The organism is Sphingomonas profundi (assembly GCF_009739515.1).
Taxonomy (GTDB): domain Bacteria; phylum Pseudomonadota; class Alphaproteobacteria; order Sphingomonadales; family Sphingomonadaceae; genus Alterirhizorhabdus; species Alterirhizorhabdus profundi.
The window spans coordinates 192,403-206,423 of record NZ_CP046535.1; the positions used below are offsets into that span (position 1 = coordinate 192,403).

The following is a 14,021-nucleotide window of genomic DNA, read 5'->3' on the forward strand; positions in this document are numbered from 1 at the left end:
ACATGCCGTCGCATTCGGCTGCTAGACGGGCGCCGACGCTGCGGGGGAACAGAGACGTGATCGATCGCATCGGCCTGGCGGGCCTGGCGCTGCTTGCCGGCGGCACGGCGATGCCGGCGGCGGCGGAGGAACCGCCGCCGGCTAACGCCCTGGCCCCGGCGCAGCCCGCCGGCGAGGATGAGGAGGGCGTGATCGTCGTCAACGGCCAGCGGCGCCTGCCCGGCGCCGTGATCGGCGACATCGCGCCCGAGGTGCAGATCAGCCCGGCGGAGATCCGCTCCTACGGCGTCAGCTCCGTCGCCGAGCTGCTGAACGAGCTTTCGCCGCAGACCGGCAGCGGGCAGGGGCGCGGCGGCGAGGCGCCGGTGGTGCTGCTGAACGGCAAGCGCATCTCCGGCCTGGCCGAGATCCGCGACATCCCGACCGAGGCCATCCAGCGGGTCGACGTGCTGCCGGAGGAGGTGGGCCTGAAATATGGCTACACCGCCGCGCAGAAGGTGGTGAACATCGTCCTGCGCCGCCGCTTCCGGGCGATCACCGCCGAGGGCACCGGCAGCACCTCCACCGACGGCGGCGGCGAGACGGGGCGGGCCGAGGCGGGGCTGCTGCGAATCCAGGGCAACGGAAGGTTCAACCTGAACCTCGACTATCAGAACAGCGCCCGCCTGCTGGAGAGCCAGCGCGACATCGTCTCCAACCCCTCCCGCCGGCCGTTCGACTTCATCGGCAACGTGGCCGCGCCCGGCGGCGGCGAGATCGATCCGGCGCTGAGCGCGATCGCCGGGCAGACGGTGACGATCGCCGGGGTGCCGGCCGGCGCCGCCACGGCCGCGCCGACGCTCGCCCAGTTCGCCGGCCGCGCCAACGCCGCCAACCTGAGCGACGTCACCCGCTTCCGCACGCTGCGGCCCGCGACCGACAGCCTGGCAATCAACGCGACGCTCAGCCGCCCGATCCTCGACGGCGTCTCCGCGACCGTGAACGGCAGCTTCGGCGCCACCGGCAGCGACGGGCTGCGCGGCCCGCCCGGCGCCTCGCTGACCCTGCCGGCGGGCAGCCCCTTCTCGCCGTTCGCCGACGCCGTCGCCCTGTACCGCTATCCCGCCGGCCTCGGCGGCCTGGCGCAGACTTCGGCGGGGGAGACGGCGCATGCCGGCTTCACCCTGAACGGCGCGGTCGCGAAGTGGCAGTGGACCGTCACCGGCAATTACGACCATGCCGAAACCCGCACCCGTACCGAGACCGGGATCGACGTTTCGGCGATCCAGGCGCGGATCGATGCGGGCAGCGCCGCGCTCAACCCGTTCGGCCCGCTGCCGGCAAGCCTGATCGCGGCCCTGCCGGCCGATCGGGCGCGCGCGATATCGAACACCGGCGACGTGCAGGCGATCGTCAGCGGACCGCTGTTCCGCGTGCCGGCGGGCACCGTTTCAACCACGGTGAAGGTCGGCGGGGGCGCGATCGGCTTTGACACGCGTTCGATCCGGTCTGGTGTGGAGCGGTCGGCCGATCTGTCGCGCCGCAGCGGCACCGGCCAGATCAACCTGGACGTGCCGCTGACCAGCCGGCGCGAGAATGTGCTGGGCGCCATCGGCGATCTCTCCGCCAACGCCAATCTGGCGGTGGATCGCCTCTCCGACTTCGGCACCCTCACCACCTACGGCTACGGCCTGACCTGGAAGCCGCGCGACCGGCTGAGCCTGATCGCCTCCGTGACCGACGAGGACGGCGCGCCCACCGTGCAGCAGCTCGGCAACCCGCAGATCCTGACGCCGGACGTGCGCGTCTTCGATTATCTGCGCGGGGCCACGGTGAGCGTCGCTCAGGTAAGCGGCGGCAATCCCGACCTGCGATCCGATTCGCGGCGCGTGACCAAGCTGGGGCTGACATGGAAGCCGTTCGCGAAGACGGACGTGTCGCTGATCGCCAACTATGTGCGCAGCCGCATCCGCAACGTCATCGCCGAGCTGCCGGCGCCCACCGCGCAGATCGAGGCGGCCTTCCCCGATCGCTTCGTCCGCGACGCGGACGGCGCCCTCGTCAGCATCGACGCGCGGCCGGTGAACTTTGCGCGCGAGGACCGCGAGCAGCTGCGCTGGGGCTTCACCTTCTCGAAGCCGCTGAAATCGAGCCAGCGGCTGATCGACGAGTATCGCAAGCTGCGCGAGGCCGGGATCAACCCGTTCGGCGGCCCGGCGCGACCCGGCGGCGGCCCGGACGGCCCGCCAGGCGGCGGGCGGCAGGGCGGCGGGCAAGGCGCGGGGCAGGGCGACGGCCCCGGCGGCGGACGGCAGGGCGGCGGCCCGGGCGGACCCGGCGGCGGCTTCGGCGGGCGCGGGCCGGGCGGTGGCGGCGGGCGGCTGCAATTCGCCGTCTACCATACCTGGCTGTTCCGCGACGACATCCTGATCCGCGATGGCGTGCCGGTGCTCGATCTGCTGAACGGCGCGCCCAGCGGCGCGATCGGCGGCGCGCCGCGCCACCGCGTCGAGGCGCAGGCCGGCTACACCAACAACGGCTTCGGCGCGCGGCTGAGCGTGAACTATCAGTCCGGCACCACGGTGGACGGCGGCACGGCGGCGGTGGCGAACGACCTTCGCTTCTCCAGCCTGACGACGGCGAACCTGCGGCTGTTCGCCAATCTGGGCCAGATCCCGTCGCTGGTGCGGTACGGCTGGGCGCGAGGGCTGCGGGTGAGCCTCTCCGTCACCAACCTGACCAACCAGCGGATCGACGTGCGCGACGCGACCGGCGCGACGCCGATCAGCTACCAGCGCGACTATCTCGATCCGATCGGGCGGGAGGTGCGGATCTCGATCCGCAAGCTGTTCTCCTGACGGCAGGGACAAGGACGCCGCCGGCGCCCGGGATGTGGCGGCCGGCGGCGCGAGGATGCCGGTGGCAGGGGCCACCGGCGGGGTATCCGGTCAGAAGCTGTAGAACAGGCTCAGCCGTGCCGCGCGATCCTCGCCCGGCGTGGCCCAGCCATTGTTGCGGATGGACGTGAAGTAGCGCTTGTTCGTGAAGTTCTGCACGTTCAGCTGCGCCGTCAGTCCGCCCATCACCTCGTAGGAGAGGAAGGCGCGGTGGGCGAGATAGCCCTTGGACTTGAACACCCGCGTCAGCGCCGTGCCGTTGGCGCGGTTCACGTCCGACGCGGCGAAGGCCAGCGGCGCGACGAGCGCGCTGTTGTTCAGCAGGAAGCTACCCTGGTAGGTGAAGCCATAGCCCACCTGCAAACCGAACGGCAGGGTGTAGGTGGTGAACAGGCTGCCCGAGTGGCGCGGCGTGTTGGTGAGCTGCTGGCCCGCCTGCGGATCGCGCACGGCCGCGCTGTTGCCGCACGGATTGGTGATGGTGGTCGTGCCGCCGGCCACTGTCCGCACCAGCCGCCCGGCACCCGCATCTGACAGGCAGAAGTCGGAGACGCTCTGCTTCACCTCGCTGTCCAGATAGGTGTAGTTGGCGAAGATCGCCCATTCCGCCGTGATGTTGCCCGATGCGCCCAGCGCGATGCCGTCCACTCGCGAGTGGCCGTCCGCCACCGGCAGGGTGGGGATGATCGGGTCGTTGGTCGCCACGCGGTAATTGCCGCGATCGTTGCGGAAGGCGGCGGCGGTCAGCTGCAGACGCCGGTCGAACAGGTCGGCCTTGACGCCCACCTCGTAATTCTCGGCCTTCTCCGATCCCACGTCGCACGCGTCTACCGTGGTGCCGGCGGGCGCCCCCACCGGCGTCAGCAGCGCGCCGCAGCCGAGCCGCACCGTGGCCGATGTCGGCACCCGCGCATTGCCGTAGGCGGCGTAGATGCTGACCGTCTCGACTGGCTTGAAGTTCAGGCCGACGCGATAGGAGAACAGGTCGCGCGCATCCTTCTGGCCGCGACCGCGCGTATAGGCGCCGAGGGTGGGGCCGACGACCGTGGAATAGGTATCCGCCCGGAAGACGGATCGGTTATGCTCGTAGCGCAGGCCGAAGTTCAGCTCGAAATACCGGCCGATCTTCGTCGTATCGAACGCGTACACCGCGGCGTTGGTCGTCTCGCCCTGCGACCGGCCGGAGCGGATGAAGTTGATCGCCCCGGCATAGTCGGTGTTCGGATCCAGCAGGGCGATCGGCGGCTGCGCGACGGTGGCGCCGGTGGCGGTGCGCAGCAGGTTTCCGGCGAGGAGCGTGTAATCCTCCTTCGTCAGCGCCACGCCGAGCACCAGCGTATGCTCCAGCCCGCCCGTATCGAAGACCGCCTTGAAATCGGTCTGGTTGTAGAGGAGCTGGTTCTCCTGATCGCGCACGTTGCCGCGCGGCCCGCTCGGATAATAGGTGTTGGGCAGGTTCTGCGCCGGCGTGGCGCCCACGGCCGCCGGGCAGATCGTCGCCACGGTCGGCGTCGCGGCGGCGGCCAGCGGCTGGAAGCCGGTGCCCAGGCAGAACACGCCCTGCGGTGCGCTGGTGTCCGAGTTCTGCTCCACCCGCTGCCAGCGCGTCAGGTTGCGGATCGATACGCGATCGCTGAAATCATGGTGGAAGCGGGCGGTGAGCTGGTCGAAGAAGATGTCCTGCTCGTCCAGGTTGCGGATGCCGAAATAGTCGGAATCGCTCACCCCCGGCAGCGGCCCGTCGTTCACGCCGTTGCGGAAATAGGGCACGCCGTAGACCGGGATATTGTGGTCGCGCTGGTGCACGTAGGAGAGGGTGAGGCTCGTCGGGCTCTCGATGCCGAGCGTGACCGAAGGCGCGAAGCCCCAGCGCTTGTTATATTCGACGTCGCGGCCGGGATAGTCGTTCCGGTGGCCGACCGCGTTCAGCCGCACCGCGATCAGGTCGCTGACGCGGACATTGCTGTCGATCGTGGCGCGATAATAATCGTCGGTGCCGATGCCGGCCGAGAGGATCGTCAGATCGTCCGCCTGCGGCAGCTTGCTAACGAGATTGATCGTGCCGCCGACCGATCCCGATCCGTTGAACACGCTGTTCGCGCCGTTATACACCTCCACCTGCTGGAGGTTGAAGGTCTCGGTCCGGTTGTACTGGGCGCTGTCGCGCACGCTGTCCTGCGTGATGTCGTTGTTGGCGGAATAGCCGCGCAGGTTGATGCTGTCGCCATAGCCGCCACCGCCCTCGCCCGCGCCGAAGGTGATGCCGGGCACCGTCGACAGCACGTCGCGCAGGGTGAGCAGGTTCTGCTTGCGGATCACCTGATCGCCGACGACGGTGATCGTCTGCGGCGTATCGAGCAGTGGACGCGTGGCCTTGGGGCTCTCCACCCGCTCGACCTTGATCTCGTCGACGATCGCGCTGTCGGTGACGGTCATGCCGCCGAGCTTCGCGCCGCTCTCGGCGACGGGGGCCGCGCTCTGCGCAAGCGCCGGCGAGGCCGACGCGAACATGCCGACGCACGCCAGCGCAAGAAAGGACTGCGACGCGCCATGCGCGTCCTCACGATCGATCACGGTACTTCGCCCCCCTCGGCTGCCCCTGGAAGCCGCGTCTGCTATTGAGAGTCGTTCGCAGTGTCAACGGGAGAGAAGATGATGCGAGTCGATATCGCTAATCGCTGATAGCTGGCGGTGAGCAGAACATCAGGGGCTTCAACCGACCAAGGATCGAAGCCGGGATAAGGAGGCCGCCGGCGGGGCCGGACATTGTCAGCCGATCGGGCCGCCAGCCTCCGTCGCGGCGACGGTGCGCCGGACGCCTTCCTCGAAGCTGGTCTCCGCCGTCCAGCCCAGCAGCCGCGTCGCCTTGCGGCAATCCAGTATGTTGCTCCGGGCGTCGGTCGGGCGATCGTCGACATAGGCGATGTCGAACCGGCGGCCCGCCGCCGCCTCCACCTCCGCTATCACCTCCAGCGTGGAGCGGCCGCGCCCGGTGCCGATGTTGAACGTCTGCCGCATCGGCGGCGCGTCCAGCGCAGCCACCAGCGCCTGGCACAGATCGTCGATGTAGAGATAGTCGCGCCGGGTGCTGCCGTCGCCATAGACCATGATCGGCAGTCCCGCCGCCTGCCGTTCGAGGATGGAGGCGATCAGCCCCTGGCCCTTGCGCAGCGTCTGCCCCGGCCCGAACGGGTTCGACACGCGCAGGACCACATGATCGACTGCGCTGTCGCGGGTGAGCATGCGAAGATAATGTTCGGCCATCAGCTTGGCGACGCCGTAGGAGACCAGCGGGTCGGTCGGATGGTCCTCGTCCATCGGCAGATAGCGCGGCGCGCCGTAGATCGTGCCGCCTGACGAGAGGAACACGATGCGCGAGACGCCGCTCGACAGGCAGGATTGCACGAAGCTGATGTGCGGCAGCACGTTGGTGGCGGCATCCTCCACGACCCTGCTGTTGCCGAGTGCCGGGCTAGACGAATTGACGAGGTCGATCGCCTGATCGATCCCCTGGAGCATCGCGTGCACCGACAGGGCATCGCGGAAGTCGAGCACCCGCGTCTCCACGCCGCCGCCGACGATGCGCTGATAATCTGCCGGAAAGGCGCGGCCGAGCGCCACCACCCGCCGATCGCGGGCGAGCAGGTGGCGGACGATCGCCCGCCCGATGAAGCCGTTCGCGCCGAAGACGCCGATGACCGGAATGGCACTCTCCTGATATGCTGCGCCCGGCGCCGCGGACGTCTAGCGGCGGATATCGGGAATGTAGGTGGTCGCATAGCCGTAGCCGGCATCCACGCAGAGCAGGGGCAGCACCCGTTCCAGCGCGTGCAGCACCGTGCCGTCGATCGGCAGCGGCTCGACCGGCATGTCGGCGTCTTCAAAGCCGGCGCGCACGAGCTTGTCGAGGATCGCCGCGCGCGCCCAGAACATCGTGCCGGCGGGAAACTCGATGTGGGCGGGCAGGGCCGCGTTCAGTCCGATCCGCCGGGCCAGCGCCGCCGCGCTCTCCCCGTTCTTCTCCCAGCCGATCAGGAAGCCGTTCTCGGGAAAGACCAGGCCGAGCCGGGCGTCGCGCCGCATCGCGTCGACGATCGCGTCGGCGGCGCGGTGGGTGGGGCCGAGCAGATGTTCCCAGAGGAAATGCCGCCAGCGATCCCCGAAGCCCGGATCGGAGGGCACCATGTGCACGCTGCGCTTGCCGTGCAGGTGGCCGACCACATCGTAGCGGCCCGCGATATGGGTCCGCAGCACGCGCAGAAAGGCGTAGATGTCCCGCCCGACATTGGGGCCGACCTCGACGACGACGCCGCCTTTCGCATAGTCGCGGGTGGCGGTGCGCAGGATCCCGGCCGTTTCCAGGCTGTCGGTGGTCAGGAACAGGTCGGCGCGCAGCCGGTTGGCGGCGAGGGCGGCCAGGAAGTCCGCGATGTTGTCGGCATAGTGGAAGTGGCCGTGCAGCGCGACCGCGCCGTCCGGTGCCGGATCGTCTTCCGGCGCGGCGAGATCCGGGCGGATGATCCGGTGCGTCCAGCGCCCTTCCGGCATGCCGCGTTCGACATAGTGGGCCAGCGGATCGCGGCTGCCGTCGCGGGGAAAATCGGGCGCCTCGTTGCCGTATATGAAGGGGTGGAAGCCCGGCCGCGGCCGGCGCAGGATCACGCCGAAAACGGGCGGCGAGGCGAAGTTGATGTGGCTGGTGCGGTTTAGATAGGTGGCGGCCGACATCGTCTCCGCCGCTGCGTCGTCATGCTCCGCGCCCAGATAGATCGATGCGTCGAACGCCTGCGCATCCTCGATCAGCTGGCGATCCCGCCCCATCTGTTCGAACTTCCGCGCGGCCGCCTGTCCGAGCGCGTCGATCGATCGCGCATAGGCCGCCATGTCGAACGACCGTTCGGCCAGACGCCGCATCGCCGCGCCGCACGCTTCGCGCAGGCCCGCGTCGGCGGCCAGCGCGGCGAGGCGATCGGCGGCGGCGCCGCTGTCCAGATGCGGCACGACGAGGGCGGCCGTCGCCGGATCGGCGGCCAGCAGCTCGGCCGTGCCCGAGGCCCCGTCGAAGCACACTACCGGGATGCCGCGAAACGCCGCGTCGATCGTGACGTTCGGCAGCGGATCGAGCCGCGAGCTCAGGAGCAGCGCGTCGGCGCGCGCGTAGACGGGTTCGAGATCGTCGATCGTCGGGAAGAAGTGGAGCCGGTCGGCCAGTCCGGACCGCTCATACTGCTCGGCCAGCAGCGCGGCATATTCGGTGCCGAGCGCCTGCTCCCACGAGCCGATCCAGATGAAGCGGAACGCGAGTGCGGGATGCTTCGCCCGCAGCGCCGTGGCGGCGGCGATGAACAGATCAATGCCCTTGCGCATCTCGACGGCGCCGAGGCCGATCACGGTGAACGGGCCGTCGCCGCGCTGCCCGTCCGCCAGCAGCGCGTCCAAGGTCGGCGCGGCATCGTCGCCGGCGGCGAACGGCGCCACGAACGGCACTGGCCGGCGGGAACGATCGAACGGAGGGATCGCGCACGGGCCTTGCGGCAGGATGGCGCGGTTCTGCAGCCCGATCTCGCGAAAGGCACGGAAGGAGGAGCGTTCGACGATGCGGGCCGAGAAGACGAGCGCCGCGCACGCCGCGTAGAAGTCCGATCGGATGCCGGGCGCGACCCCGGGCAGGAATTCGTGCACCAGCGCCACCACCGGAACGGCGTGCCGTCGCAGGGCGGTGGCGACCGGCCAGGATTCGATGCTGTTGGCGATCGTGTAGAGCGGCCGGTAGATCGCCGCCAGCCGCTCGGCATAGCGATCCATCTCGTGCCCGTTCAGTATCGCCTCGGGCGGCGGCGCCTCCAGCACGACCGAGGCGACCTCGCGCAGCGCGGTTTCCAGCGGACCGCCACGGCGCAGCACCACGACGATGTCGCAGCGATCCGCCAGCGCGCGGACGAGGTTCCAGGCGAGCAGCGGCGCGCCCGTGTAGCTGGCTTCATGGACGAGCAGCAGGACGGTCGGCCGTCCGCTGTCGGCGGAGAGCGGCGGCATCGCCTGATAGGTCAGCCAGTCGCGATAGGCGCGGCCTTCCTGCCGGCCCCACATCTCGTAGTGGAACAGGCGGTTGAAGCCGGTGGCCGCCACGTCGGCGTGGATAGCGGCATAGGTGTCGGCGTCGAAGGTCGCCGATGGGGTCAACCCCTGCGCCTCGCCGCGCAGCACGTAATGCGTCGCGGGATCGGCCACTGGCTGGTCGTCGGCAAGCTGTCCCCGATAGTGGGCCGCGTCGAACAGCGCGGAGGCGCCGACGATCCGCACCGTATCGTCCAGCTGGACGAGCGCGGCCTTCAGCGAGTCGATGTCGCGGCGGTGGATGCCAACGGCGTGGAGCGCCGTGTCGATCCGGTCGTCCTCCAGCAGGTGCCGGACGACCGTGAGGCGGTCGAGCGGCCGGCCGGCGCGGTCGGCTTCGGCGTCGGTGATCGAGTCCACCCACTGCCGCAGATCGGGTTCCAGCACCGCGAGCATGATCTCGCTCGCGGCGATCCTGCCGTCGACCAGACCCAGATGGGACTTGAACTCGTCCGACAGCATGAACGATGCGAGCACCGGAGCCAGCGGATAGCCGACCGAGCCCTCGACGGCCGATCTCGTTTCCGGTTCGCGAGCGAGGAGGAGCCTGTAGATATTCCGTACGTCTGCGTCGTCGGTGATATGCTCGGCCGCCATCAGGTACGATGGCACGTCACGTCCGCCATCTCGAAAACCTCTATTGCTTCAGGCGCTCTCCGCCCGCCTGCCTGGCCGGACACGGGCCGGCAAACGGATCCATGGCGCACTAGCATCGGGCGGACTGCGGTCAAGCTCCGCCGATCGCGCGCGCGCCGGGCGGCGGCAGGGAGGCAGGGTTCGCGGCGGACACGCCGATTTCGCCAGTGGTTTCAGTCGGCCGCGCCGGTTTGACACCCATCGTGGCCCATGCGATTGCCGCCCGGAAAAGAGCGGCCCGGTGGACGATTGATCGTGGGATCTACAGAGACGGAGGGGCAGGAGGCCCCGGCTGCGATCATACTCTCCGACCACCGGCGATCCATCCTCTCCCTGCTGATCGACGGCGCGCATTATGCGGCGCAGGCCGGCGTGGAGTTCGCCGATCCTGGCGCCGCGCTGGAGCATTTTCTCCACGTCGGCGGGCCGAGCGGCCTCGATCCCTCGCCGACATTCCGTTCGGCGCGCTATATGGATGCCGTTCCGCACGTGCGCGCCGCGGGGCAGAACCCCCTCGTCCACTACCTGTTCGAAGCGGGGGACGAGGCGGCGCTGATCCATGCGCTGGATGGGCTCAGCCCGGCCGCCGTGGCCGATTTCCGCGCCCACTTCGACGCGGACTGGTATGCGCGGCACAATCTGGACGTGGACCTGGCCGTCAACGATCCCTTCGTCCACTATCTGACGACCGGGTGGCGCGAGCGGCGCGATCCGTCGCCGACCTTCTCCACCGCCGCCTATCTGGACGTCCACGCCGACGTGCGGGAAACCGGCATCCACCCGTTCCGCCACTGGGTGCTCCACGGCATCCCGGAGGGGCGATCGAGCGGGATGCCGGCATCCTCCGCACTCGATTCGTGGGAGGGGCTGAGCGTCAGCCAGCAGGCCATCCTCTCGCGCATCTTCGAGATCGGCTATTATCGCGCCCATCTCGCGGCCGGCGATCGCGGATCGCCGCTGGCCGTGCAGGTCGCCTCGGATGCGACGGGCGGCAGCGTCACCCCCACCTTCCACGCCGCCAGATACGTCGCGGCGCATCCCGAGATCAGGGGCGCGGGGCCGCTGCCCTTCCTCCACTATCTGTTCGAGACGGTGGGCGAGGATGCGCTGCGCGACCTGTTCTTCGCCTATCCGGTCGAGGCGTTGGAGGGCGTCTTCGCCCATTTCGACGCCGCCTGGTATCTCTACAGCTATCCCGACGTCGAGGCGTCCGGGCAGGACGCGTTCATCCACTACATGACCGCCGGCTGGCGGCAGAACTACGATCCGACGCGCGATTTCTCGACCCGCGCCTATCTGCTGCGCTATCCGGACATCGTGGAAGCGGACATGAACCCGCTGCTGCACTGGGTGATGTTCGGCAAGGCGGAGGGGCGTTCCGGCGCGTCGTTCGCCAGCAATTTCCGCAACCGGCTATACGCGCCGTCGATCACGGCGATCCTGATCAACGGCGAGGCCGATCCGCTGACGCCCGCGTGCATCGCCGCCGTGCTGCACCAGTCCCACGTTGATCTCGCCATCCTGATCGTCGGCGCACCGCTCTCCGCTGCCTGCCGGCAGGTCGTCGAGGAAGGGCGCGGAGACGGGGCGGTGTCGATCGGCTACCTGCCCGATACCGGCGCGACCCCGACGTGGCGGCTGGTCGAGCAGGCGGCGGAGCAGGCCACCGGCGATCTGCTGTGGATCGTACGGGGCGGCGGCGTGCATGATTTCGAGTATCTGGCCCGCCTGGCATCGAGCTTCGCCGACGGCAGCGTGCAGCTGGGCTTCGGCCGGCGGCTGGAGCCGGACGATGCCGATTATGCGATCGGCGAGGAGGAGCTGGCCCGCCAGATGGAAGGCTGGACGCGGCACGTGACCACCCCCGCCGCCCGATGGTTCCCCGCCCGGCTGGATCCCGACCTGCTGGCCCAGGAGCCGCACAGCATCCTGTGGCGGCGGCGGGCCCTGGACGGAAGCGTGTGGCGGGAGGCGGGCGAGTATCGCCATCTGGGCCTCTGGCACCTGCTGCTCCACATGGCGTCTGGCGGGCAGATCGCCACGGTGCGCGACGCGCTGGTGCGGTCGCCCATGTCGGCGGCTTTGCCCGCCTTGCCCGAGGATGAGGACTTCCGCCGGGATCTCGACCGGCTGTCGGCCGAGGTGCGATCCTTCTGGGCTGTGCCGGGGGGCTCGGGCGATGCGGAGGCGGAGCGGACGAAGCGGCACATATTGATCGTCACGCACGGCATCTTCGCCGGCGGCGCCGAGAATCTGCCGATCCAGCTGGCCAACGAGCTGGTGAAGCGCGGCGTGATCGTGTCGCTGCTGATCTTCAAGACGGACGTCAATCCCGAGATGCGGGCCACGCTGAACCCCGGCGTGTCGATCTACGAATCGGACTGGGTGCTGGAGCATGGCTGCGAGCCGTTCATCCACGATATCGGCTGCTCCCTGATCCACTCCCACGGCGTGATCGGCGAAATGTTCTTCTTCCGCCTGTGCGAGCGGCCGCTGGCGGTGCCCTATGTCGCGACCCTGCACGGCTCCTACGAGGCATCGACCAGCACCGAACTGCCCGAGCGGTTCATCGCCAGGATCGTGCGCAACGTCGATCTGTTCGTCTACACGGCCGACAAGAATCTGGCGCCGCTCCTCCGCAACGGCGTGCGGCCGGATCGGCTGGTGAAGATGATCAACGCGATGCCGGTGGACCCGGCGGCCTTCCCCCGCTCCCGCGCCGAAATGGGCATCGCCGAGGATGCGGTGGTGTTCACGCTGATCGCGCGCGGCATAAGGGAGAAGGGCTGGAACACGGCGGTGAACGCCTTCCACGCGATACGCCAGCGGCACCCGGGCCGGGCGATGCACCTGTGCCTGGTGGGCGAGGGCGACGAGCCCGACCGGCTGGCGCCGCTGCACGCCGGCGATCCCGCGATCAGCTTCCTGGGCTTCCAGCTGCGCATCCACGGCCTCTACCGCATGACCGACGTGGCGATCGTGCCGACGCGGTTCGCCGGCGAATCCTTTCCGCTCTGCATCATCCAGGCGCTGCAGGTGGCCGTTCCGGTGATCGCCACCGACGTCGGCGAGATCGCGTCGATGCTGGAGGTGGACGGCGTGGCCGGCGGCATCGTCGTGCCGGCGAGCGAGAATGACGAAATCTACGACGCGCGCTTCACCGAGGCGATGGAGAGCCTGATCGACGACGGGCGCCGGGCGCGGCTGGCGGAGGGCGCCGGCCTGCTGGGCGCACGCTACGACATGGGCGCCTTCACCGACCAGTATGTCGACCTCTACGAGAGCGTCATGCGCAGGTTCGCCGCGTCGCCGCCCGCCGATCGTGCGGTGGCGGACCCGGTTGACGCCGCGTAGCAACCACCCTGCCGGCCGGGAAGGCACCCTGCGATGACCCTCTATCTCGTGAGTTTCTCCGGCAGGCTGGAGCGGCATGCCGAGGCCGCGCGCAGCGAGTTGCGCAAGTGGGGCGCGACGCGGCTGTGGGACGACATGTGGGTCGTCGAGATGGATGCGAAGCCGGAAGCGTGCCTGCCGGGCTTCGTGGAGACGGAGGCCGCGATCGCCATACCGATCGAGGGCGGCGACATGTTCTTCTCGATCGGGCGGGCGGCCGGCATGGCGGCGCAACTGACCTATACCGAGAAGATCGCGCCGAGAATCCCCGCCACCGATCCGGCACGCGCGCCGCTGGCGGACATACACTATTGCAACGGCGGGGAGGACGTCTTCCGGCGCGCGGTGGACCATTATCTCACCACCCGCCGCCATTCCGTGTGGGCGACCGATCTCTGCCGGCTCATGTCGCGCCACGGCAGCGACAAGGGCGTCGGCTGGCACACCTACACCCCCTTCTACCAGGCGCTGTTCCTCGACCGGCGGGAGACGCTCTCGGCCCTGTTCGAAGTCGGCCTCGGCACCAACAACGAGGATACGCCGTCGAACATGGGGGCGCATGGCAGCCCCGGCGCATCGCTGCGCGCCTGGCGCGACTATTTTCCCGCCGCATCCGTCTATGGCGCCGATGTGGACCGGCGCGTGCTGTTCGCGGAGGACCGCATCCGCACCTTCTTCGTCGACCAGTGCGACGCCGGCACGTTCGACGATCTGTGGGCCGAGCTTCCGGGCGTGGAGTTCGACTTCTTCCTGGACGACGGGCTGCACACGTTCGACGCCGCCCGCCTGACGCTCGCCCAATCGATCGGGCGGGTGAAGAGCGGCGGCTACTATATCGTCGAGGACGTGGCGCGGGGCGACGTGGCGGCCTATCTGGCGATGATCGCGGAGCGGGGCCTGCCGGGCATGTCGATCGACATCAGCCACCCCGCCAACGTGTACGACAATTGCCTTGTGGTGGCGGCCATCCCGTAGACTGAAGAACCGCGCGCGTCCTGT

General features: G+C 69.3%; 6 protein-coding genes. 3 read left to right on the forward strand and 3 right to left on the reverse strand.

Annotation, left to right across the window (positions count from 1 at the left end):
- Positions 1-56: 56 nt before the first annotated feature.
- Positions 57-2,837: a TonB-dependent receptor gene (locus GNT64_RS00860; protein WP_231639167.1), complete on the forward strand. Its 2,781-nt coding sequence runs from the start codon at positions 57-59 to the stop codon at positions 2,835-2,837.
- A gap of 90 nt (positions 2,838-2,927) precedes the next feature.
- Here GNT64_RS00860 and GNT64_RS00865 read toward each other — a convergent pair whose 3' ends face one another.
- From GNT64_RS00865 to GNT64_RS00875, 3 genes are all read right to left on the reverse strand, one after another.
- A complete protein-coding gene (locus GNT64_RS00865) occupies positions 2,928-5,387 on the reverse strand; it encodes a TonB-dependent receptor (protein WP_156681348.1) in 2,460 nt (819 codons plus the stop codon).
- Between the two features lie 258 nt (positions 5,388-5,645).
- On the reverse strand, positions 5,646-6,581 hold the full coding sequence (locus tag GNT64_RS00870; RefSeq protein ID WP_156677815.1) for an NAD-dependent epimerase/dehydratase family protein: 936 nt from the start codon (positions 6,579-6,581) through the stop codon (positions 5,646-5,648).
- 39 nt (positions 6,582-6,620) lie between these two features.
- The gene (locus GNT64_RS00875) at positions 6,621-9,470 is read right to left on the reverse strand and encodes a rhamnan synthesis F family protein (protein WP_156677816.1); all 2,850 of its coding nucleotides are present in this window, start codon (positions 9,468-9,470) and stop codon (positions 6,621-6,623) included.
- Positions 9,471-9,884: 414 nt separating this feature from the next.
- On the opposite strand from GNT64_RS00875, the gene GNT64_RS00880 reads away from it, so the two are divergent.
- Together GNT64_RS00880 and GNT64_RS00885 are read left to right on the forward strand one after the other, a co-directional pair.
- Positions 9,885-12,983 carry a glycosyltransferase family 4 protein gene (locus tag GNT64_RS00880; RefSeq protein ID WP_197277217.1) on the forward strand — a complete coding sequence of 1,033 codons (3,099 nt, stop codon included), beginning with the start codon at positions 9,885-9,887 and terminating at the stop codon, positions 12,981-12,983.
- A 33-nt stretch (positions 12,984-13,016) separates the two neighbouring features.
- The gene (locus tag GNT64_RS00885; RefSeq protein ID WP_156677818.1) at positions 13,017-13,997 is read left to right on the forward strand and encodes a class I SAM-dependent methyltransferase; all 981 of its coding nucleotides are present in this window, start codon (positions 13,017-13,019) and stop codon (positions 13,995-13,997) included.
- The last annotated feature ends 24 nt before the right edge of the window (positions 13,998-14,021 follow it).

Coding starts and splice junctions, on each gene's coding strand:
- GNT64_RS00865 (WP_156681348.1), bottom strand. CDS start 5,387: ATGTTCGCGTCGGCCTCGCCGGCGCTTGCGCAGAGCGCGGCCCCCGTC.
- GNT64_RS00885 (WP_156677818.1), top strand. CDS start 13,017: ATGACCCTCTATCTCGTGAGTTTCTCCGGCAGGCTGGAGCGGCATGCC.